General features: G+C 64.6%; 17 protein-coding genes and 1 pseudogene. 7 read left to right on the top strand and 11 right to left on the bottom strand.

What is annotated here, in order from left to right; genetic code table 11:
* A pseudogene (locus LL972_RS00885) lies at positions 1–223 on the top strand (IS110 family transposase); the annotation flags it as partial.
* A 381-nt stretch (positions 224–604) separates the two neighbouring features.
* Here LL972_RS00885 and LL972_RS00880 read toward each other — a convergent pair.
* Entirely contained in the window at positions 605–1,966 is a 1,362-nt protein-coding gene (locus tag LL972_RS00880; RefSeq protein WP_228326008.1) for an NTP/NDP exchange transporter, read from the bottom strand.
* 369 nt (positions 1,967–2,335) lie between these two features.
* Here LL972_RS00880 and LL972_RS00875 point away from each other — a divergent pair, with 369 nt between their 5' ends.
* A complete protein-coding gene (locus LL972_RS00875) occupies positions 2,336–3,679 on the top strand; it encodes a serine hydrolase domain-containing protein (RefSeq protein ID WP_228326007.1) in 1,344 nt (447 codons plus the stop codon).
* 596 nt (positions 3,680–4,275) lie between these two features.
* Here LL972_RS00875 and LL972_RS00870 read toward each other — a convergent pair.
* The 9 genes from LL972_RS00870 to nudE form a co-directional block, all read right to left on the bottom strand.
* The gene (locus LL972_RS00870) at positions 4,276–4,755 is read right to left on the bottom strand and encodes a hypothetical protein (RefSeq protein WP_039519650.1); all 480 of its coding nucleotides are present in this window, start codon (positions 4,753–4,755) and stop codon (positions 4,276–4,278) included.
* A gap of 1,009 nt (positions 4,756–5,764) precedes the next feature.
* Positions 5,765–6,160, bottom strand: a complete 396-nt coding sequence (gene gcvH / locus LL972_RS00865; RefSeq protein WP_228326006.1) for a glycine cleavage system protein GcvH — start codon at positions 6,158–6,160, stop codon at positions 5,765–5,767.
* A gap of 143 nt (positions 6,161–6,303) precedes the next feature.
* Positions 6,304–7,413 (bottom strand): glycine cleavage system aminomethyltransferase GcvT, encoded by a 1,110-nt coding sequence (gcvT, locus tag LL972_RS00860; RefSeq protein ID WP_228326005.1) that lies wholly within the window; start codon positions 7,411–7,413, stop codon positions 6,304–6,306.
* Positions 7,414–7,579: 166 nt separating this feature from the next.
* Positions 7,580–8,014: an NfeD family protein gene (locus LL972_RS00855; protein ID WP_228326004.1), complete on the bottom strand. Its 435-nt coding sequence runs from the start codon at positions 8,012–8,014 to the stop codon at positions 7,580–7,582.
* Positions 8,015–8,017: 3 nt separating this feature from the next.
* Positions 8,018–8,980: an SPFH domain-containing protein gene (locus LL972_RS00850; RefSeq protein ID WP_228326003.1), complete on the bottom strand. Its 963-nt coding sequence runs from the start codon at positions 8,978–8,980 to the stop codon at positions 8,018–8,020.
* 223 nt (positions 8,981–9,203) lie between these two features.
* Entirely contained in the window at positions 9,204–9,539 is a 336-nt protein-coding gene (locus LL972_RS00845) for a YnfA family protein (RefSeq protein WP_228326002.1), read from the bottom strand.
* Positions 9,536–10,495, bottom strand: coding sequence for a nucleoside triphosphate pyrophosphohydrolase (mazG, locus tag LL972_RS00840; RefSeq protein WP_228326001.1), 960 nt, complete (start codon positions 10,493–10,495; stop codon positions 9,536–9,538). Before mazG ends, LL972_RS00845 begins: the two co-directional genes overlap by 4 nt.
* A 177-nt stretch (positions 10,496–10,672) precedes the next feature.
* On the bottom strand, positions 10,673–11,473 hold the full coding sequence (gene cysQ / locus LL972_RS00835) for a 3'(2'),5'-bisphosphate nucleotidase CysQ (protein WP_228326000.1): 801 nt from the start codon (positions 11,471–11,473) through the stop codon (positions 10,673–10,675).
* Positions 11,470–12,018 (bottom strand): ADP compounds hydrolase NudE, encoded by a 549-nt coding sequence (nudE, locus tag LL972_RS00830; protein WP_181120127.1) that lies wholly within the window; start codon positions 12,016–12,018, stop codon positions 11,470–11,472. Before nudE ends, cysQ begins: the two co-directional genes overlap by 4 nt.
* 41 nt (positions 12,019–12,059) lie before the next feature.
* Here nudE and bioA point away from each other — a divergent pair, with 41 nt between their 5' ends.
* The gene (gene bioA, locus LL972_RS00825) at positions 12,060–13,478 is read left to right on the top strand and encodes an adenosylmethionine--8-amino-7-oxononanoate transaminase (RefSeq protein WP_228325999.1); all 1,419 of its coding nucleotides are present in this window, start codon (positions 12,060–12,062) and stop codon (positions 13,476–13,478) included.
* Positions 13,469–14,203 carry a 16S rRNA (uracil(1498)-N(3))-methyltransferase gene (locus LL972_RS00820; protein ID WP_228325998.1) on the top strand — a complete coding sequence of 245 codons (735 nt, stop codon included), beginning with the start codon at positions 13,469–13,471 and terminating at the stop codon, positions 14,201–14,203. The genes bioA and LL972_RS00820 overlap by 10 nt, the downstream gene beginning before the upstream one ends.
* Before the next feature lie 142 nt (positions 14,204–14,345).
* Here the strand turns inward: LL972_RS00820 and LL972_RS00815 are convergent, their stop codons facing one another.
* Positions 14,346–15,344, bottom strand: a complete 999-nt coding sequence (locus LL972_RS00815) for a glucokinase family protein (protein ID WP_228326019.1) — start codon at positions 15,342–15,344, stop codon at positions 14,346–14,348.
* A gap of 717 nt (positions 15,345–16,061) precedes the next feature.
* Between LL972_RS00815 and LL972_RS00810 the strand changes: the two genes are divergently transcribed.
* The 3 genes from LL972_RS00810 (at position 16,062) to LL972_RS00800 (ending at position 21,711) form a co-directional block, all read left to right on the top strand.
* Entirely contained in the window at positions 16,062–18,749 is a 2,688-nt protein-coding gene (locus LL972_RS00810) for a TonB-dependent receptor (RefSeq protein WP_228325997.1), read from the top strand.
* A 209-nt stretch (positions 18,750–18,958) separates the two neighbouring features.
* A complete protein-coding gene (locus LL972_RS00805) occupies positions 18,959–20,641 on the top strand; it encodes an alpha-L-fucosidase (protein WP_228325996.1) in 1,683 nt (560 codons plus the stop codon).
* Between the two features lie 14 nt (positions 20,642–20,655).
* Complete coding sequence (locus LL972_RS00800; protein ID WP_039516090.1) at positions 20,656–21,711, top strand: glycosyl hydrolase family 18 protein; 1,056 nt, start codon at positions 20,656–20,658, stop codon at positions 21,709–21,711.
* Positions 21,712–21,732 lie beyond the last annotated feature (21 nt).

Raw genomic sequence — 21,732 nt, 5'->3', positions numbered from 1 at the left:
GAGGTTCCGCGGCGGGCGGCTCGAGGTCCGCAACGTGCTGTACATGGCGTGCCTGTCTGCGATCCAGCACGAGCCGCCGATCCGGGAGTTTTATCGGTCGCTGCGGGCACGCGGAAAGCCCGGCAAGGTCGCCGTGGTGGCGGCGATGCGCAAGATGCTCGTCATCCTCAACGCGCGAGTACGAGACGCTCACGCCGCAGACGTCCAAACCGTCCCGACCTGAGAGTCCATGCTCTCGATGAAGCCGTCGGCTGCTGACCAGCGGCCGGCGCTCCCGTGCCCGGCTTCCAGAACGGTCAGAACCCCCTCCAACAACACAGTTGCTACAAGGACGTACTTGCGGCGTGTCCTGCGATGGTGGGCGGGCAAGGACCCCGCAGCAAACACACAGCGTCCAGGCGCGGGCGAGGACAGCGCACCGGTTGCCGGCTGTTTTGTTTAACACCATGCACACCGACTAGCTTCACAGGTCCTTGCCCGCCCACCGTCGCGGGACCTTACGCGGCATGGATCCCGCGTAAGAGCCTACTGGGAAGTACTTGCGGCGTGTCCCGCGAGGGTGGGCGAGCAAGGGTCCTGCAACCAGGCCACTTGTTGACCGCTCCTAGTCGGAGACCTGATTGCCAGTCTCCGCATCGCGCTCTGCGGGCAGTTTGCGCGCCTCGCGCAGCAGGCCGAACGCGCCCAGGGTCATGCCCGATGCCACCAGCAGACCGACACCGAACACCGCGCTGGAGCCGAAGGCCGACACCAGCTTGTGCACCCAGACGAAGGTGAGATCGCCACCGCGGTAGATCACGGTGTCGATCGCCGCGCCGGCCTTGTAACGCCATTCCCGGTCGACGCGCGTGTACAAGGTCTCGCGCGCGGGCTTGGCGAGTGCGAATTCGCTGGAGCGGGTGATCACCTGCACGATCGCAAGCATCATCGGCAACGGCGAGGCCGTCAGCACGGCATAGCCCAGCGTGATCGCCACGCCCGGAATCAACAGCGCCGGTGCGATGCCGAAACGCGACAGCAGCGCGCGCGTCACCAGCAGCTGCAACACCAGGGTAAGCGCGTTGATCGCCAGGTCGATGCTCGCGTAGTAGGCGGTGGCCGCCGCTGCGTCCGTGTAAAGCCGGCGTACCAGCGCTGCCTGCTCGTTGTAGAGCAAGGTGCCGACGCCCACGCCGAACAGCACCATGAAGGCCAGCCAGCGCAGCAACGGCTCGCGCACGATCAGCTTGAGCCCGCCCAGCACATCGCCGCCCATTGGCACCTCGCCGGAGCCCAGCTGTCGCTCCTGCTCGCGCGCAACCGCCCACAGGCGCAGACGCAGCACGCACACCACGCACACGGTCAGAAACCCGGCCGGCACCAGCATCAGATGTGCGATGCCGATGCGCTCGACCAGTGTGCGGGTGAGGATCGGACCGAGAAACGCGCCCAGCGTGCCGGCCGCACCGATGTAACCGTAGTAATTGCGCGCTTCGGCATTGCTGAAGACGTCAGCCATGAAGCTCCAGAACACCGCCACCGCAAACAGGTTGAAGACGGTCACCCACAGGAAGAACGCCATGCCGCGCCCGGGCACGCCGCTGTCGAACAACACGTAGAACAGCAACAGGGTCGCGATGAAGAAGCCATAGACCGCCGGCAGGAACACCCGGCGCGGGTAGCGGCTGACCAGCGCGCCGTAGACCGGCTGCAGCAACACCATGATCAGGAAGGTGCAGGTAAACAGCACCTGCAGGGTGAAGTCTTTAAGCGGCACGCCATGCGCGGCGAAGAAAGCGGTCATGCCGGTGGGGAAGATCGCTTCCACATCCGCCGACGCGCTCATCGCCTCGCGCACCGGGCGCAGCACGTAGTAACCGCTGAGCAGGCAGAAGAAGTACAGGAACGACCACGCCAGCGGCGGCGAGCTGCGCAATGCCGCGCTCAAACGGCCAGCCGCCGAGCGCGGCGAAGATAGGCTGATCATCGGGTAAAGCTCGCTCGCATCAACGGGCGCGACAGCAGGGACATGGCAGCGGCAACACCCGCGAAACAAGCGCGCAAGTTAGCCGATGCCGCGCTGCATCACCAGCAGCAGCGGGCAGGACGCACCAGATCGATTGCGTGTAGCTACGGCACGCTGCTTGCAGCTATCTCCCCACAGGCTCCGGGTTGCGCTGGAAAAGCGCCGCGCAGGCCGATTTATGAACCTAAAATCGTCAATAGGATCAATATGATGCCCATTCATCTTCCGGCAGTTTGTGCTATTGCGAAGCGCGGCGCTAGAATCATCGGAGGCAGTGGAACAGGCGGGACAACCATGACTCAAATGCGCAGGCGCCGACGGTTCCGACCGTTGGCCATCGGGCTGCTCGGGGCGTTATTGCCTCTGGCCCTCTCTTCCACCGCGCAGACACCTGCGCCGGCTGCCTCTGCGCTGCTGCCGGCCACCGTCGTCCAGTCGCCCACTGCTCCGCTGCAGTATCGCGCATCGCTCCCGGCCAGCCAGGTGCTTGCCCCGGCGGCCGGTTTCGACGTGGCCGCGTTCGAATCGATGGCCAACCAGTTGACCTACGGCAATCGCTTGCCCGGCATGGCGATGGCCATCGTGCAGGGCGGCAAGGTGCTGAGCGCACGCGGCTACGGCGTCACCGACGTCAATCACCCGCAGCCGGTCGATGCCCACACCGTGTTCCGTCTGGCATCGCTGTCCAAGGCCTTCGCCGGCACCATGGCTGGGTTGCTGGTCAACGACGGCGTGCTGCGTTGGGACAGCAAGGTGGTGGACTACGTGCCCGGCTTCCAGCTCAGCAATAACGTCGCCACCCGGCAGCTCACCGTCGCCGAGGTGCTCAGCCACCGCGTCGGGCTGACCCGCAATGCCTACGACAACGATATCGAATCCAACGTCGACTACTACTCGCTCAGCCACAAGCTCGCCGCCGCGCCGTTGCGCTGCGCGCCCGGCGATTGCTATGCGTACCAGAACGTCGCCTTCAGCCTGGTCGGCGATGTGGTGTTTGCTGCGTCGGGCAGCTTTTACGAGCAGTCGGTGGAGCGCCGCATCTTCAAGCCGCTGGGCATGAACGATGCGAGCATGGGTCTGGCCGGTATCCAGGCCAGCCCGCGCTGGGCGCGCCCGCACGTGCGCAGCCGCAATGGCTGGGTGTCGCTGACGCCCAAGCCGACCTACTACCGTCTGGCTCCCGCTGCCGGCGTCAATGCCAGCGCCAGCGACATGGCGCAGTGGCTGCTCGCGCACACCGGCCACCGCACCGACGTGCTGCCTGCGCCGCTGCTGGCGACGCTGCACGCGCCGCTGATCTCCACGCCTGGGGAGATGCGCTCGGGTTGGCGCCACGAGCGTGTAGACGCTGCCAGCTACGCGCTGGGCTGGCGCGTGTTCGACTACGCCGGCCACCAGGTTGTCTTCCATGCCGGCGCGGTGCAGGGCTATCGCGGCCTGGTCGCGCTGCTGCCCGAGCGCGATCTCGGCATCGCGATCATGTGGAACGGCGAGAGCGGCCTGCCCTCCGGCATGTTGCCGACCATTCTGGATCGTGCGCTGGGTCTGCCTGCCAAGCGTTGGCTGGATATCGATGTGGATGGCGACTTCGGCAGCGAGAACATGCTGGCCGAGCGTCCCGATCCTGCCGGCAAGGGTGCCTCGTCCGGCAAGTCGGTGGCATCGCCGCGCTGAGTTGGTGTTGCCGCGACCTCGCACACAGGCGGCTTCGGCCGCCTGTGTTGTTTCTGGGCTGCAGGCTTGCATCGGGGCATGCTGACATCAGTAGCCGGAAGGCCGGGCATCGCTCCACCGCCATGCGGTGCAGGTCATGCCGGTGCACGCCTGGGCAAGCTTATCGAGTGCGTGCGTAAGACCTCGCCGAGAAGCCGGCGGATAGCTCGCCCCCGCACGATGCTACCCAATGCATCTCCCCCGCTTCGCACCGACCAGTACATCGCACCGCGACACCAGGCGATGGCAGCACGACTGATCGGGATAGACGGTGGCCAGCTGCATAGGTGGCGCAGCGGCCCAGCCCACCGGCAGCGTTGGACCAGAGAAAGCGAGTGACAAATAGCCAGTGGCGAGGGTGCGGCGATAGGCACGGTCACCCTGCCTGACATCCCGGCACGCGGATCGCGGTGCGTCCGGTGGCGATCGCTGCGGCTGCCTGCGCGCGATCGGCATTCACCGGATCATGGCCGCCTTGGGCGAGCCAATAAAAAAGCTCCCTCCCCGCTGGGCGTCGGGGAGAGAGCTCGATGTCTACGGCGATCGGGTACTACAGATCAGATCAGCGGCGCCGGGGTTGCGGGCAGCGCGACCGGAGCGGCCTTCTTCTTGCGAACGGCCGGCTTCTTCTTGGCGACCTTCTTCACAGCAGGCTTTTTGGCGGCAGTCTTCTTGGTGGCGGACTTCTTGGTCGCCTTCTTGGCAACTGCCTTCTTCGCGGTCTTCTTTACTGCTTTCTTGGCGGTCTTCTTGACTGCCTTCTTGGCGGCGGTCTTCTTGGTCGCCTTCTTTGCAGTCTTCTTCACTGCCTTCTTGGCGGCAGTCTTCTTGGTTGCCTTCTTTGCAGTCTTCTTCACTGCCTTCTTGGCGGTTGCCTTCTTTGCAGTCTTCTTGACGGCCTTCTTGGCAGCAGTCTTCTTCACTGCCTTCTTGGCGGTTGCCTTTTTGGCGACCTTCTTGACGGCCTTCTTGGCGGCAGTCTTCTTCACTGCTTTCTTGGCAGTGGGTTTCTTTTTCGCAGCTTTTGCAGTGGCCATGTAATTGGCTCCTCGTCAGTGAACTATGGAGGTGAAACGCCCAGTTGAAGCAAACCCCGCAACGGCACGCCGTCGTCGGGAACCGTCCGCAGGTAATGCGCGACGGGACGGATACAGAAACACCCGCATCGAACAGCGACGCGGGTGCGTGATCGGAGCGACTGCTGCTTTTTTGGAGAGAAGCGGACCCAACTCCACCGTGGATAGCGCTTCGGTGGACATCGGGAACAAGCGTGTCGGCTTGATGTCGATTCTGCTCACTCTCTTTCGCAGCAACGTCTGCTGGGCGAAACCTAATCACGCTTTTTTTTACTGTCAACACTCTTTTGCATTTTTTTTTCGACGCCGCGTCGCGACGTGTCCTGTCGAGATGCTCCAGAGACGTCGCGCGATGGCGCGCGTAGCTGTCCTTCGTAGGCAGTCGCGCAACGGGGTTTTCAAAAAAGCACTTCTTTTGTGCTGTTTTTTTTTAGCGAGGCAAACGAGTGCGATGTTCCCCACTGCACCAACGTAGCGGCGCAAGCCTGCTCGCCGCAGTGCGCGCCGCCTGTCCGCCAGCTGAAAATTTTTTATCCGCCAACCTTGCTCGAGGCGTCGCACAAGCAGAAATGCGCAAACTTATTGCGCCGTTCTTGCCCCATGCGTGCATCCGCACGCGCTGCCAACAGCATGCGTTGCACACCGTGTCCGAGCTTGGACGCACGCGATGCTGCAAACATTTTTCACCGGCTGCACGCCATCTCCTCACGACTGGCTCACGTCAGAAATCCGACACCGCGACAGTCGCGTCGCGTTCGACGATGTGGCGTGCGTGTCCTGGCGAGTGTGTCGTTGTCGAACATCGGCAAAGGCGTGGACTGCGATCGCCAGCCGTCGCTGGCCGGTTGCGCGCAGATCGGCAAGACGCACGCCATCGCCAAACGGGACCGGCGCGCCGCCACCGCCGCGCAGGCAAAAAAATGGCCGCTCCAACGAGCGGCCATCCGGATCTGCGACTGGCGAGGCGAGGTCAGTGCGCGTCGTCTTCCAGCAGCTCGGCGTACTCGTCCGGCGACAACAGGTCGTTGAGCTCTTCCTTGTCGTCGAGTTCGACCACGAAGATCCAGCCATCGCCGTAGGCGTCTTCGTTGATGGTCTCCGGCTTGTCGGTGAGTGCGCTGTTGACCTCGACGACGGTGCCGCTGACCGGGCTGTAGACGTCGGAGGCGGCCTTGACCGACTCCACCACTGCCGCGCCGTTGCCGACCTGCACGGTGTCGCCGACGCCAGGCAGTTCGACGTAGACCAAGTCGCCCAGCAAGCCCTGCGCATGGTCGGAGATGCCGACAGTCACGCGGCCGCTGCTTTCGACGCGGGCCCACTCGTGGGATTTGAGGAACTTGAGGTCGCCAGGGATCTCGCTCATGGGTGTGCTCCGGGGAAACTGATGGGTTGGGGACAGGTGGCTAGTTTAGACCGCACGACAAGACAGGTGCACGCACGTGGCAGCCGATTGGCAGCGATGGATGCTGCACGCTGCCGGACGTTGCATGCCCGGCAGCGTTTGACTCAGTCGCCGAGGACGCCGGGCTGCGCCTGGCCGTCGCGCACGAACGGAAACTTCACCGCGCGCAACGGCACCTGCTTGCCGCGGATGTCCACGCGCAGGTCGTCGATGCTGCCGGCCGGCACGCGTGCGAATGCGATCGCCTTGCCAAGTGTGGGCGAGAACGTGCCGGACAGGATCTCGCCTTCGCCGCTGGCACTGAGCACGGTCTGGCCATGCCGCAGCACGCCCTTCTCATCCATCACCACGCCGATCAACTGACGCGGTGCGCCCTGCGCCTTCTGCGACTCGAGCACGGCGCGACCGACGAAGTCGCGGCCTTCGTCCAGGGCGATCGTCCAGGCCAGCGCGGCCTCGTACGGACTGACCGTGTCGTCCATGTCCTGGCCGTAGAGATTCATGCCGGCTTCCAGGCGCAAGGTATCGCGCGCGCCCAGGCCGGCCGGCTTGACGCCTTGCGCGAGCAGCGCGCTCCAGAACGCCACCGCCGCATCCTGCGGCAACACGATTTCGAAACCGTCTTCGCCGGTGTAACCGGTACGCGCCAGGAACAGCTCCACGCCCTCGCGCGAGCGCGTCTGCAGCGCGGCGAAACGGCCGAGCTTGCTGGCCGCTGCGGTATCGGCCGGATCCACCAGTGCGATGACCTTGGCGCGCGCGTTGGGGCCTTGCACGGCGATCATCGCAAAGTCGCCGCGCTCTTCTACGCGCACCTCGAAACGGGCGGCCTGTTCGCCGATCCACTGCAGGTCCTTCTCGCGGGTGGCGGCGTTGACCACCAGGCGGAAGAAGTCCTCGCGCAGGAAGTAGACGATCAGATCGTCGATCACCCCGCCCTGCGGATTGAGCATGCAGGTGTACAGCGCCTTGCCGGAGACCTTGAGCTTGTCCACCGAGTTGGCCAGCAGGTAGCGCAGGAACTCGCGCACGCGCGGACCGTGCAGGTCGACCACGGTCATGTGGCTGACATCGAACATGCCGGCGTCGCGACGCACCTGGTGGTGCTCGTCCAGCTGCGAGCCGTAATGGATCGGCATGTCCCAACCGCCGAAGTCGACCATCTTGGCGCCGAGCGCACGATGGGTGTCGTTGAGGATGGTCTTCTGGGTCATGCGCACCGGGTCCAAGGGAAAGAGGACCATTATCGCCGCCCGGCCGTGCTTGGGGGAACGGTGCAGGCGGCGCGGCAGCGCGATGCCGCGCCATGGACCTTGCCGTGACACATCGCGCCGCGCTGCAGCATCGATCCATCGACAGGGCCACCCATGCCCTGCGCGATCAACCGGCCGCCTGCACCTGCAAGGTCATACCATCGACACCGACGATGCGCACCGGCGTGCCGGCAGCAAGATCGGGGCCTCTGACCACCCAGAATGCGTCGTCGACCTTGGCGCGACCGCGTCCTTCGTGGATCGCCTGGTCGAGCACCACGCAGCGGCCGATCAACTGCTCGGCACGTCGGTTAAGCAAGGGCCGATCGCTCTGCCGGCCCTTGCCGCGAAACCAGCTGCGATACACCTGCACCGACAGAAAACTCAGCAGCACGAAGGCGACGATCTGTACCAGCAGCGTCATGCCCGGCAGCGCGAGCACCAGCACGCACACGGCTGCGGCGGCAATGCCCATCCACAACAGGAACGCGCCGGGCACCAGCGTCTCGGCAGCAATCAACAGCAACGCCAGCACCGCCCAGGCCACCACGTCCCAACGCATGGCTCAGCCTCCCGCGCGCGGCATCGGCGGCACGCGTACGTTGGTCGCCTCGGGCTTGTTCAGCGCTTCCCTGGCCAGCTCGGCGATGCCTGCGATCGAGCCGATGATGCCGCTGGACTCCATCGGCATCAGCACGAACTTCTGGTTGGGCGCGGTGGCCAGCGCCTTGAAGGCCTCCACATATTTCTGTGCGACGAAGTAGTTGATCGCCTGCACGCTGCCGTTGGCGATTGCATCGGAGACCATCTGGGTGGCCTTGGCTTCGGCCTCGGCCAGGCGCTCGCGCGCTTCGGCGTCGCGGAACGCCGCTTCCTTGCGGCCTTCGGCTTCGAGTACGGCGGCCTGCTTCTCGCCTTCGGCGCGCAGGATTTCCGACTGGCGCGAGCCCTCGGCTTCGAGGATCTGCGCGCGCTTCTCGCGCTCGGCCTTCATCTGCCGCGCCATCGAGTCGATCAAGTCGCGTGGCGGCTGGATGTCGCGGATCTCGATACGGGTGACCTTGATGCCCCAGGGATTGGTGGCCTGGTCGACCACGCTGAGCAGCTGCGCATTGATGGTCTCGCGCTGGCTCAGCGATTCATCCAGATCCATCGAGCCGATCACGGTGCGGATGTTGGTCTGCACCAACGCGATCGAGGCGATCTCCAGGTTGGAGACCTCGTACGCGGCCTTGGCGGCATCGAGCACCTGGAAGAACACCACGCCGTCCACGCGCACCACCGCGTTGTCCTTGGTGATGACGTCCTGGCTGGGGACGTCGAGCACCTGCTCCATCATGTTGATCTTGCGCCCTACGCCATAGACCACCGGCACCAGAAAGTGCAGACCCGGACTCATGGTGTGGGTGTAGCGGCCGAAGCGCTCCACCGTCCACTGGAACCCCTGCGGCACCATGCGCACGGTCTTGAACAACACGATGACGCCAGCGACCAGAACGGCGATGGCCAAGAAAGAAGTCGGAAACATGGGCAGCCCTTTGCGGTGACGAGTCGGTCCTTGTCTTGAGTATGCCCTAGTGCTTACGTGTTCCCGCTGCGAGCTCTAGCCTCGGCGTCTGCGGCCGCGGCCGCGGTCATGCATGCGGCACTGTGGCTCACTCCCTAGGGCGCCTTGTCTTCGTTGCGCCTCTCACCGCACCGAGCAGGCAGCCGCGGCTTGCGAAGCGCAGACCGCTGGTGCGAGTGCGCGCTCAGGCGCCGCGCGGCGAGAACATGATGATCGCCATGCCGAGCAGGCAGCAGGCGGCGCCAAGCAGATCCCAACGCGTCGGCGTCACCCCATCCACCCACCACAGCCACAGCAGCGCACTGGCGATATAGACCCCGCCATAGGCAGCGTACACGCGCCCGCTGGCATCGGGATGCAGGCTCAACAACCAGACGAAGATAGCCAGGCTCAACGCCGTCGGCAGCAGCAACCAGATGCTGCCGCCTTTGCGCAGCCACAGATAAGGCAGGTAGCAACCGACCAGCTCGGCGACCGCGGTGGCGGCGAACAGCAACAGCGTGGTCGGTGCGAGATTCATTCGCGGCCTGGCCTATCGAAGCCTTGTGTATCGCTGCCGGCCTGGTGCAGCTCCGACCTATCGCGCGCCCGATCGCCGCCAACGGGCGTGGCAGTGACACACGTCGCGGCAGCCGGCTGGTCGAGCACAGATGGATCACCGCCTCGTTCGCCGCACTTGACCTGTTGCCACAGCGCTTCCTGCTCGTGCAGCGATAGCGCGGCCAGCGAGGTGCCGTCCGCCTGGGCCTGTGCTTCCATCGCGCGAAAGCGGCGCTCGAACTTGAGATTGGCGTGCCGCAGCGCCGCACCCACGTCGACCTTGGCATGCCGCGCCAGGTTGGCGCAGACAAACAACACGTCGCCGAGCTCGTCTTCCAGCCGTGCCTGATTGTCGGCGACCGGGCCACGCGCGAACTCCACGCGCAGCTCTTCGATTTCTTCCTGCAATTTTTCCAGCACCGGGGCCGGGCCGGGCCAATCGAAGCCGACCCGCGCCGCACGCGCCTGCAGCTTGGTGGAGCGTTGCCATTCCGGCAGGCCGCGTGCGATGCCAGCGAGCGCGGAGTCGTCCGGATGGCCCGCCGCGCGACGTTCGTCGCGCTTGATCTGCTCCCAGTTGGCGCTCACCGCTTGCGCATCGTCGGCGCGCTGCTCGGCGAAGACGTGCGGGTGGCGACGCACCAGCTTGTCGCTGAGCGTGGCGACCACCTCGGCAAATCCGAATGCGCCCTGTTCGGCGGCCATCTGCGAATGGAAGACCACTTGCAAGAGCAGGTCGCCCAACTCGTCGTGCAGACCCGGCAGGTCGTTGCGATCGATGGCGTCGGCAACTTCGTAGGCTTCTTCGATGGTATACGGCGCGATGCTGGCGAAGGTCTGCTCCACGTCCCACGGGCAGCCGTGCTCAGGATCGCGCAGACGCGCCATCAGCTGCAGCAGGCGCTGGAGGTCGCCGGTCGGCGGGGACTGAGACATGGTGTGTTCCTGGCAGGTGTGGTGCAGTTGAGTGGCGTGCCCAGGCGATGCCGCCGGCACGCGCCGCGTCAGCTGGCGGCAGGCGATGGGTAAGGACCGCGCTGGACATGACCGCATCGGAATTGCGCAAAGCCGCCGGATCCATCCGGCGAGCGCGCAAGCGGCGGTCGGCGATGCTCACACCAGCCAGCTGCGCCACGGCAGATTGGGATCGCCCAACGCGATGAAATCGCCATTGAGCAAGGTGTCGCGGCGGTTGTAACGGAACGGTTTGCCGGTGCCGCCGGCCAGCAGCACACCGCCGGCGGCGTGCAGCACGCACTGGCCGGCCGCGGTATCCCACTCGGAGGTCGGGCCGAAGCGCGGATACACGTCCAGGTCGCCTTCGGCGATGCGGCAGAACTTCAACGACGAGCCTTGCGCGACCACATCGATCTCGCCCATTCGCTCCAGCGCGGCGGCGGTGCGCGCGTCGCGATGCGAGCGACTGGCGGCGACCCGCAGCGGCGTGGCCGCCGGCGTGCGCGTATGCAGCATCTCGTCGCGGTCGCCATCGCGGCGGTAGGCGTTCTCGCCCCGTGCGGCGTACCAGACCCGGCCATCGACCGGCGCCTGCACCACGCCGAGCACCGGTGCGCCCATATGGATCAGTGCGATGTTGACGCTGAACTCGCCGTTGCGCTTGACGAACTCGCGGGTGCCGTCGAGCGGATCGACCAGCCAGTAACTGGTCCAGAACTGCCGGTCTTCCCAGGCCACGTGCGCGGATTCTTCCGACAGCACCGGCACGTCCGGGGTGACCCGGCGCAAGCCGTCGACGATGACACGATTGGCGGCCAGGTCGGCCTGGGTCAGCGGGCTGGCATCGTCCTTGATCTCCACAGCGAAATCCTGCGCGTAGACATCCATGATCGCCGCCCCCGCCTCGCGGGCGATGGCGATCACGGTTTCGCGCAGCTCCATCGGGATGCGGATCATGGGTTGCGCTCCAGCCACTCGCGCGCAATGAACAAGGCGGCCAGCGAGCGGCCTTCGGAAAAATCGTCGCGCAGCATCAATTCGTCCAGACGGGCGATCGGCCAGGGCACCACTTCCATCTCTTCCGGCTCGTCGCCGACCAGGCGCTCGGGATAAAGGTCGCGTGCCAGCACCAACCAGGATTGGTGACTCATATAAGTAGGAGCGAGCGTCATCGCACGCAGCACCTGCACCTGGCGCGCGCCGTAACCGGCTTCTTCCTTGAGTTCGCGGTCGGCGGCCTGCTCCGGCGTTTCGCCGGCATCGATGCGGCCCTTGACCAGACCCAGCTCGTAGCGATGCACGCCGGCGGCGTACTCGCGCACCAGCAACACGGTCTGCGCATCCAGCATTGGCACCACCACCACCGCGCCATGGCCCTGGCTGAGTTGGCGCTCGTAGAGGCGACGCTCGCCGTTGGAAAACTCCAGATCCAGCTGCTGGCGACGGAACGGCCCGTCACCCAGATCGGTGATCTTGTGGATGGTTGGCAGGCGCGGGCTCATGCGTAGCACGCAGCGGCGGAGCCGACCGATAGAATAGGCGTATGCATCGACATGTTCATGAGCCCGAAATCCTAGCAGACCCGGCAGCCTCTCAAGCTGACGAACATTGGCGGCAACGCGATCTTCAGGTGCTGTGGCACCCCTGTACGCAGATGCGCGAGCACCCGCACACACTTCCACTGGTGCCGATCGCGCGTGGCGATGGCGCCTGGCTGATCGGCCACGACGGTCGCCACTACCTGGACGCGGTCAGCAGTTGGTGGACCAACCTGTTTGGCCATAGCGAGCCGCGCATCGGCGCGGCCATCGCGCGCCAGGCTGGCGAACTGGAGCAGGTGATGCTGGCCGGCTTCACCCATGCGCCCGCCGTACAGCTGGCCGAGCGCCTGCTGGCGATCGCGCCGCGCCAGGCCGGCCGCGCGCCGTTGTCCAAGGTGTTCTATGCCGACAATGGCTCGGCCGGCGTGGAAGTGGCCTTGAAGATGGCCTTCCATTATTTCCACAACCGCGGCGAGCATCGCCGCACGCGTTTCGTCGCGCTGGAAAACGGCTACCACGGCGAGACCATCGGCGCGTTGTCGGTCGGCGACATTCCGTTGTATCGGCGCGTGTATGCGCCGTTGCTGCTGGAGTCGATCTTTGCGCCCTCGCCGGATGCCTACCTGGCCGAGCCTGGGCAGAGCGCGGAAGACTACGCACTGCAGGCGGCCGATGCGCTGCAGGCGGTGTTCGAACAATCGCCCGGTGAAATCTGCGCGCTGATCCTGGAGCCGCGCGTGCAGTGCGCTGGCGGCATGCGGATGTATCACCCGGCCTACTTGCGCCGTGCGCGCGAACTGTGCGATGCGCATGGCGCGTTCCTGATCGCCGACGAGATCGCCACCGGCTTCGGTCGCACCGGCAGCCTGTTCGCCTGCGAACAGGCCGGGATCATGCCCGACCTGTTGTGCCTGTCCAAAGGGCTGACCGGCGGATTCCTGCCGCTGTCTGCGGTGCTGGCCACGCAGCAGTTGTACGAGGCGTTCCTGGACGACTCGCGCGAGCGTGCGTTCCTGCATTCGCATAGCTACACCGGCAATCCGCTGGCATGCGCCGCCGCGCTGGCAACCCTGCAGATCTTTACAGACGACGATGTGATTGCGCGCAACCAGCGCACCGCCGCGCACATGACCACGCTGGCTGCACAGCTCGGCGAACACCCCGCGGTGGCCGACGTGCGCCAGGCCGGCATGATCGTGGCGTTCGAACTCACCCAGGGCGGCGACAAGCGCACGCCGTTCCCGTCTGCAGCGCGGGTGGGCCTGAAGGCCTATCGCGCCGCACTCGACAAGGGCGTGGTGCTGCGCCCGCTCGGCGACGTGCTGTACTGGATGCCGCCGTATTGCGTGGACGAAGTGCAACTTGCGCTGCTGGCTGCGACCACCCGCCACGCCATTGAGGAGGCCGTTGCATGCGCCTGACCCGCTCCCATGTCGCACTGCCGCTGCACTGCGACCAGGAGGTGACGCTGCCGGAAGCGTCGGCCAATCACCTGCTGCGTGTGCTGCGACTGCGCGAGGGCGATGCCTGCATCCTGTTCAACGGCGACGGCAGCGACTACCACGCGCGCATCACACTGGCCGGCAAACGCGAGGCGCGCGCAGTGGTGGACCGGGTCGAGCTGCTGTGCAACGAATCGCCGTTGTCGATCACCCTGATCCAGGGCATCGCGCGCGGCGAGAAGATGGATCTGATCCTGCAGAAGGCGACCGAGCTGGGGGTGACGGCGGTGGTACCGGTCAATGCCGAGCGCACCGAGGTCAAGCTGGATCCGGCGCGCATGGAAAAACGCCTGGCACATTGGCGCAGCGTGGTGGTATCGGCCTGCGAACAATCCGGGCGTGCACGCATTCCCACGGTCGCGGAGCCACACGGCCTGCAGGAGGCGGCCCAGGCCAGCGACCAGCAGGCGCTACGGCTGACGCTGGACCCGCACGGCGAGCATCGCCTGGGCAGCCTGGCGCTGGGCACGCAACCGCATGTGATCGTGGCGATCGGCCCGGAAGGCGGCTGGTCGCCGCGCGATCACGCGACCCTCGCCGAGGCCGGCTTCAGCGGCCTGCAATTGGGGCCGCGCATCTTGCGCACCGAAACCGCGGGGCTGGCCGCGATTGCGGCGCTGCAGTCGCGGTTCGGGGATTTATAACGCGCTGACTCATAGGAGCGCACCTGGGCGCGACCGGGCGTTATCGGGAATGCCTCGTCGCGCCCGGGTGCGCTCCTACGAAGGATGTAGAGTTGATCGGTTTGGTGCAGCCAGACTGCTGCACCTGGCGATGCGCGGGCGCTCAGCGACCGTGCTGCAGGAACCAGCTGGCCGCGCCGATCACACCGAGCTGGCCGTGCTCGACGATGCTGACCGGCACCTGCTCCAGCGCCGGACGCAATGCGCCCTTGTCGAGCAGACGTGCGACGAAATCGCTTGCGGCCACGAATGCGGCGATCTGCGGCAGGAATCCACCCGCCAGATAGACACCGCTGCGCACACCGTAGAGCAGCATCATGTCGCCAACCACGCTGCCCATGAAGCCGCAGAACGCCTGTAGCGCATCGCGTGCCAGCACGTCCTCGCCAGCCAGCGCGGCGGCGGTGACCTCGGCCGGGCTGGCGTGCAGCGCCGGCACACCACGCAGCGCGGCCAGTGCGGTGTAGAGATTCAACAGGCCCGGGCCGGAGAGCAGGTGCTCGGTGGCCACATGCGTGCGCGTGCGGCGCAGCTCCTGCAGCAAGGCCACTTCCAGATCGCTGGCGGCGGCAAGCGCGGCGTGGCCGGCCTCGGTCGGCAACACCACCGGGTTGGCGCCGTTGGGAATCCACAACGCCGCGCCCAGGCCGGTGCCCGGGCCCAGGATCAGCGCCGGACCCGGCGCGCCCTGCTGCGGGCCGGACAACTGCATGACCTGATTGCCGGCCATGTAATTGGCCGCATGCGCCACCGCTTCGAAATCGTTGACCAGATGCAATGCCTGCATGCCGAGCTGGCGGCGGATCTGCTCGGGCGCCAGCATCCACGGCAAGTTGGCGGTGATCACACTGCCGTCTTCCAGCGCATACCCGGCGCTGGCGATGACGCCACGCTGCACCGGTGCGCAGCCCAGCCCCGCAAAGAACGCGGCCATGATCTCGGCCAGGCCCGGGTAGTCGGCGCATCGGTACTTGCGATAGTCCAGCACCGTGACCGGTTGGCGTGGGTCGGCGCCTTCGCACACCAGCGCCAGACGCACATGCGTCCCCCCCACGTCTGCGGCAACGAAGGTGTCGGGGCGCGGAAAGGCCACCGCTTCCATTGGACTGCTTGCGCTCACGCATTCTCCTGATAAGTGGCCGCGGGCTGGCGTCATGCCCGTTGTCCGACGAACGGCAACGGGGTAGACAACGTTGTCAGTAATCGCCTTGTAACGCAACCGTGGCGATCACGATTTAAACAGGATGCCGCCAATTTCATCATCCACTAAAAATCCGCACCTGCAGCAGCGATTTCAGCACAAATCGGGGCCTGCCATCTGCATATGAGTCATTCCCCATAGAAACAGCTGATCGCGACGCTGCGCTACTATTGATGCGTTGCGCAGCCGCGTCGGCGCAGTGCGCGGCATCACCAACAAATGCTGCATTGCAGCGCAATCGCAGCCGCTTCAGAGATCTGTGACGATGTGTTGACAACGCTGTCAACGCTACGCGAGACTCGATCCAAATCGGGGTTCTGGCAGGAGGGGCCATGGACTGTTCGGTACTCAGGAACGGGCTACTCCCTCGCCGGTGCATTCCAGATTCGTGAGCGGGACATCACCCGATGTTCGACTCACTGAAGTCGCATTCGCTCTACCGCTTCACCACACGGGGGACACCTCCTCTACCACGCGAATCACCTGGACCGGCCTCTCACGACGCGCGCCAGTGCGATCACCGCGATCGGTCAGGGCGTGTTGTTTTGCCGGCCACGCCGAGCGCGTGACGCCTTCCAGAGGCGGCGCGCTCACAGCACTAACCAACGAGGTTTAGCCATGCACAGCCGCACCACGACGTTAGCACTCTGTATCACCGCCGCTCTGTACTGCTCCGGCTCTGCAATGGCTGCCGGACAAGAACAACAGGCTCCTGCCGCCACGCCGTCGGCGACCACCGAGCTGGATACCATCACCGTCACCGGTTATCGCGCATCGCTGGAGAAGAGCCAGTCAGTCAAGCGCTCGGCCAACTCGATCGTCGATGCGATCAGCGCCGAAGACATCGGCAAGTTCCCGGACATCAATGCCGCCGAATCGCTGTCGCACCTGCCGGGCATCAGCGTCGACCGCCAGTTCGGCGAAGGCGAAAAAGTCAGCATCAACGGTACCGACCCGGCCTTGAACCGCGTGCTGCTCAACGGCCAGACCATCGCCTCGGGCGACTGGGGCGGCAACCCGACCGACACCAGCGGCCGTACCTTCAACTACACCCTGCTGTCGCCGGAAATCATCGGCCTGATGGAGGTCTACAAGACCCCGGAAGCGCGCATCGACGAAGGCTCGATCGGCGGCACCGTGATCGTACACACCCGCAAGCCGCTGGACCTGCCCAAGAACACCATCCGCGGCTCGGTCGGCTACAACTACAACGACCGTTCGGAAGAAGGCAATCCGCGCGGCTCGGCGCTGTGGAGCTGGAAGAACGACGACGAGACCTTCGGCGCGTTGATCTCCGCCACGCATGACAAGCAGGACCTGGCGCGCGCCGGTATCGAATACTTCGGCTACACCACCGGCGAAGGCATTCCGGCCAGCGCCACCATCACCGGCGACGGCAGCGATGTGGCCACCGCCCGCGTGCCGGCCGGCATCAGCAGCGCGTTCTTCCAGCAGACCCGCGAACGCAGCGGCCTGCAGGGTGCGTTGCAGTGGAAGCCCAATGAGCAGAACGAGTTCAACCTGACCGGCCTGTACATCAAGGGCAAGTACAACAACTTCAGCCAGGCGCGGTATGTGTGCCCGGCATGTAATGACGACCGCCAGAAGATCACCAGCGCCAACGTGGAAAACGGCGTAGTGACCTCGGCCACGGTCAGCGATGGCGCCGCTGGGCAACCGTACGCGCAGCTGGATGCGAACTATCGCGAAAGCACCGTCACCACCAAGAGCCTGAACCTGCGTCACGACTGGTCCGGCGAGAAGTGGGTGTTCACCACTCAAGGTGGCTACACCGAGGCAACCGGTGGCAAGGACCCCGAGTATCTGATGAAGTTCCTGATGCAGGACGGAGGCTACAACTACGCCTTCAACGGTCAGAACACCTCGGTGAACTACGATAATGGCGGTGCCTCGAACTGGGTACTGCCGGGCAATCCGGCTGGCCTGGCACCTGGCCAGCAGGGCAATGTCCCGGGCACTGAGACGAGCATCATGCAGGCCGGCGGTATCGCCTACCAGAAGAGCAAGGACGACGAGAAGTACTTCCAGTGGGATGCGGCGCGTGACCTGGAATGGGGTCCGTTCACCAAGCTGCAGTTCGGCTACAAGTACATCAACCACAACAACGGTGTGGACGCGCGCGGCAATCGCATCAACTCCACCGACGCGGTGTCGCTGACACAGTTCAATCCGGGCACCACACCGAGCAGCCTCTATGACGGCTTGGGCGCAAGTGGCGACTTGACCACGTGGCCAACTGCGAACCTTGAGACGGTTCGCCGTTATCTGCTCGGACAGCCGCAGGGTCCTTACCGCACCGATTTCGGCGCATCGTTCCAGGTCAAGGAAATCACTCAGAATTTCTACACGCAGTTGAACTACGAGACCGGAAAGTGGCGCGGTAATGTAGGCGTGCGCCTTGTCGACACCACCGACAAGTCCGAATACTGGCAGAGCAACAATGCCGGCAATAGCTTTGACCGTGTTGCCGAGACCAACGACTACCGCAAGGCGCTGCCGAGCTTCAATGTCGCCTACGACGTCACTGATGATGCGGTGCTGCGCTTCTCGGCAGCCAAAGTTATTGCGCGGCCGCGGTATTCCGACCTGGCCGGCACTTTCACCATCAATAACGGCAATGGCGGCTCAGGCAACCTCACTGCTGGCGGCGGCAACCCCGACCTAAAGCCTTATGAATCCACCAACTACGACATTGCTGCAGAGTGGTACTTCGCGCCTTCCAGCATGCTGTCTGGTGAAGTGTTTTACCGTGACATCAGCTCTTACATCGTCAATGTCACTACGACTCAGCAGCTAAATCCGGGCCCGCCGGCTGAGCCTGGCCCGTATCAGGTCACCTCACCTGTGAACGTCTCCGACGCCAAGGTCAAGGGCGTCTCGGTCAACTACCAGCAATCGTTCGGTCTGGGCTTCGGATTGCAGGCCAACTACACGTTTGCCGAGTCCGAATCCAGTTCCGACTTGAACCTGCCATACCTGTCGCGTGACACCTACAACGTGATCCCTTATTGGGAGCACGGTGATTGGACGGTGCGCGTGAACTACAGCTACCGCTCCAAGTACTTCACCCAGATCGGTCGACTGTCATCGCGTGACTTTGCGGATGCCTACAAACAGCTGGATCTGAATGCCTCGTACCAGATCACCGATTACATGGGCATCACCTTCGGCGCGACCAACCTGCTCGATTCCACCTATCGGGTCTTCAGCAACACCCGTGATACCCCCACGGCGTTCTACAAGAACGGCCGCGGTTATCAGGCCCAGCTGAACTTCAAGTTCTGATGTAGCACCGGCGCGCCACCGACCCTCCACGGTGGCGCGCTTTTTTTTTGAGCTGTGCGTTGCATGCAGCGCACAGCTCGATGTTGTACCAAGGAGTGGTACTGGCCACGCCCCTTCGCGGTTGAGGGAGCATGGCCAGGCCCGCTTTTGCCATCCACGTGCCGGCTGCGCTGCAACCGACATGTCTCGCTTGAAGGAGTGCAGTTCCCATGACGACCGATAGCCGCCCTGCGGCTCCATCCCGCCGCCACGCCGGAGCTGCACCCAGAACGCGAATGCTCGCGCTCGGTCTGCTGCTCGCGTTGCCTGCTGCCACGCTCAGCGCGCAATCGCCCACCGCGCCTACCGCCACCACGCTCAGCCCGGAACAGATCGACCAGCAGTGGCTCAGCGCCACCGCCAAGTACGCACCCGAACGCGAGCGCCTGGTGCGCGAAGCCGAAGCCGGCGCGCGCAAGGGTCCGTTCCGCCCCGACTGGGCTACGCTCAAGGCCTATCAATCGCCGGCGTGGTACGACAACGCCAAGTTCGGCATCTTCATCCATTGGGGCGTGTTCTCGGTGCCGGCGTTCGGCAGCGAATGGTATTCGCGCAACATGTACCTGGAGGGCTCCAAGGAATTCGCCCATCACGTGGCGACCTACGGGCCGCAGGCGAGTTCCGGCTACAAGGACCTGATTCCCAAGTTCACCGCGCCCAAGTTCGATCCGAATGGCTGGGCCAAGCTGTTCCGCGACTCCGGGGCGCGCTATGTGGTGCCGGTGGCCGAGCACCACGACGGCTTCGCGCTGTACGACTCCAAGTTGTCGGATTGGACCGCGGTCAAGATGGGTCCAAAACGCGATCTGCTGGGCGAGTTATCCAGGTCGATCCGCGCGCAGGGATTGCACTTCGGGCTGTCCTCGCACCGCGCCGAGCACAACTGGTTCTTCGACGGCGGGCGCAAGTTCGATTCAGACGTCAACGACCCGCGCTATGCCGCGCTGTACGGTCCGGCGCAGGTGCGCCTGCCGGGCAAGGACGATGCCGATGTGGCCAATGACTGGACGCCGGTGTCGCAGGCCTGGCTGGACGACTGGTTGGCACGTACCACCGAGCTGATCGACATCTATCAGCCGGACCTGATCTATTTCGACTGGTGGATTGCACACCCCACCTTCCGCAGCAGCCTGCCGACCATGCTGGCCTACTACTACAACCAGGGCGCGGCACGCAGCGAAGCCGACCGTGGTGTGGTGGTGAACTACAAGCTCGGCGCCTTCCCGGAAGGCGCCGGCACGCTGGACATCGAGCGCGGCCAGCTGACCGGCATCCATCCCACCCACTGGCAAACCGACACGTCGGTGAGCAATGCGTCGTGGGGCTACATCGAGAACGACACCTACAAGTCGCCGACCTTCATCATCCACATGCTGGCCGACGTGGTGGCCAAGAACGGCAACCTGATGCTCAACATCGGCCCGCGTGCCGATGGCTCGATCCCGGAGACCGAGCGCGGCATCCTGCTGGCGATCGGCAAGTGGCTCAAGACCAACGGCGGCGCGATCTACGACAGCAAGCCGTGGCGCGTGTATGGCGAAGGCCCGACCGAGGTGGTCGGCGGCACCTTCCAGGACGTCAAGACCAAGCCCTACACCGCCGAAGATTTCCGTTTCACCACACGCGATGGCGCGCTGTATGCGATCGAACTCGGCTGGCCGGCCGGTGGCAAGGCAGTGATCCACTCGCTTACACCGGCCGACGGCGTGCGCGGCGTGACGCTGCTGGCAAACGGCAAGAAGGTGCCGTTCGAGCAACAGGCCGACGGCCTGCATCTGAGCCTGCCTGCCAAGCCGGTCGGCGAGCACGCCTACGTACTGCGCATCGAGCTTTCTTCTTCCTCCACTCCCTGACGGATGCTGTTTTCATGAGCAAGCGATTGACCTGGATCCTGCTGGCGCTGGCGCTGGTGTGCGCGCCGGCCCTGGCCAAAACCCCCACGGCGTTGTTCTATCTGATGAACACGCAGAAATCGACCAACTCGTTCCTGGCCAATGTCGACAAGATCGACGTGGTGGTGCCGACCTGGTACGGCGTGGACCAGAACGGCCTGGTCAACGGCACGCCCAACATGTACCTGTACGACATCGCCAAGCAGAAGAACCTGCGGGTGATGCCGATCCTGTCGATGACCACCGGGCGCGATGGCTTCCACAAGCTGATGCACGACGAAGCCGCCAAGAAGCGCATGATCGAATCGCTGCTGATCCACGGCAAGCAGCACAAGTACTACGGCTTCCAGTTCGATTTCGAGAACATCGCCTGGACTGACCGCGATGCCTATACGCTGATGGTCAAGCAGACCGCAGATGCGCTGCACAAGGCAGGTTTCAAGATGTCGGTGGCAGTGGTGCCCAATGCCCCGGGCCATGCCGAAGGCGGCCAGTTCTCCAAGTGGATGTGGGAATACTGGCGCGGCGCGTACGACCTCAAGGCGCTGGGCCAGGCCGCGGATCTGGTCAGCATCATGACCTACGACCAGCACACCCGCTGGACCACGCCGGGCCCGGTCGACGGCATGGTGTGGATGAAGAAGCACCTGGATTACGCGATCACCCAGGTACCGAAGGACAAGCTCTCGCTCGGCATCGCCACCTACGGCTACCGCTGGTACACCGGTAATCCGGTCAAGGAAGACGGCACCGAAGCGTCGAACATCTCCGCCACCTACATCGATGCCGACGAATCGTTCCCGCTGGCGATCGAACAGAACGCCACCGTGCAATGGGATCCGGTCGAGCAGGAATCGTGGTTCTACTTCTACCGCGACGACATGCGCGAGTGGGTGTTCCGCCCGGACGCACGTAGCTTCAAGGCACGCTACGACCTGGTGAAGCAGTACGGCCTGGAAGGTTTCAGTTGCTGGGTGCTGGGCGCCGAAGACCCGAAGGTGTGGGACGAGTTGCCGACTGCGCAGCGCTAAGCGCGTCATCGCACTGCTGCG

It is taken from the genome of Xanthomonas campestris pv. asclepiadis, assembly GCF_020784175.1.
GTDB classification, from domain to species: Bacteria; Pseudomonadota; Gammaproteobacteria; order Xanthomonadales; family Xanthomonadaceae; genus Xanthomonas; species Xanthomonas campestris_D.
The sequence above is the reverse complement of the archived record's forward strand: the minus strand, read 5'-3'. Positions and strand labels throughout refer to the sequence as shown.

What these genes read in the sequence shown, in the direction of transcription:
- LL972_RS00880 (WP_228326008.1), bottom strand. Translation starts at nt 1,966, where the DNA reads ATGATCAGCCTATCTTCGCCGCGCTCGGCGGCTGGCCGTTTGAGCGCG.
- LL972_RS00870 (WP_039519650.1), bottom strand. Translation starts at nt 4,755, where the DNA reads ATGGCCACTGCAAAAGCTGCGAAAAAGAAACCCACTGCCAAGAAAGCA.
- gcvH (WP_228326006.1), bottom strand. Translation starts at nt 6,160, where the DNA reads ATGAGCGAGATCCCTGGCGACCTCAAGTTCCTCAAATCCCACGAGTGG.
- gcvT (WP_228326005.1), bottom strand. Translation starts at nt 7,413, where the DNA reads ATGACCCAGAAGACCATCCTCAACGACACCCATCGTGCGCTCGGCGCC.
- LL972_RS00855 (WP_228326004.1), bottom strand. Translation starts at nt 8,014, where the DNA reads ATGCGTTGGGACGTGGTGGCCTGGGCGGTGCTGGCGTTGCTGTTGATT.
- LL972_RS00850 (WP_228326003.1), bottom strand. Translation starts at nt 8,980, where the DNA reads ATGTTTCCGACTTCTTTCTTGGCCATCGCCGTTCTGGTCGCTGGCGTC.
- LL972_RS00845 (WP_228326002.1), bottom strand. Translation starts at nt 9,539, where the DNA reads ATGAATCTCGCACCGACCACGCTGTTGCTGTTCGCCGCCACCGCGGTC.
- mazG (WP_228326001.1), bottom strand. Translation starts at nt 10,495, where the DNA reads ATGTCTCAGTCCCCGCCGACCGGCGACCTCCAGCGCCTGCTGCAGCTG.
- cysQ (WP_228326000.1), bottom strand. Translation starts at nt 11,473, where the DNA reads ATGATCCGCATCCCGATGGAGCTGCGCGAAACCGTGATCGCCATCGCC.
- nudE (WP_181120127.1), bottom strand. Translation starts at nt 12,018, where the DNA reads ATGAGCCCGCGCCTGCCAACCATCCACAAGATCACCGATCTGGGTGAC.
- bioA (WP_228325999.1), top strand. Translation starts at nt 12,060, where the DNA reads ATGCATCGACATGTTCATGAGCCCGAAATCCTAGCAGACCCGGCAGCC.
- LL972_RS00820 (WP_228325998.1), top strand. Translation starts at nt 13,469, where the DNA reads ATGCGCCTGACCCGCTCCCATGTCGCACTGCCGCTGCACTGCGACCAG.
- LL972_RS00815 (WP_228326019.1), bottom strand. Translation starts at nt 15,344, where the DNA reads ATGGAAGCGGTGGCCTTTCCGCGCCCCGACACCTTCGTTGCCGCAGAC.
- LL972_RS00810 (WP_228325997.1), top strand. Translation starts at nt 16,062, where the DNA reads ATGCACAGCCGCACCACGACGTTAGCACTCTGTATCACCGCCGCTCTG.
- LL972_RS00805 (WP_228325996.1), top strand. Translation starts at nt 18,959, where the DNA reads ATGACGACCGATAGCCGCCCTGCGGCTCCATCCCGCCGCCACGCCGGA.
- LL972_RS00800 (WP_039516090.1), top strand. Translation starts at nt 20,656, where the DNA reads ATGAGCAAGCGATTGACCTGGATCCTGCTGGCGCTGGCGCTGGTGTGC.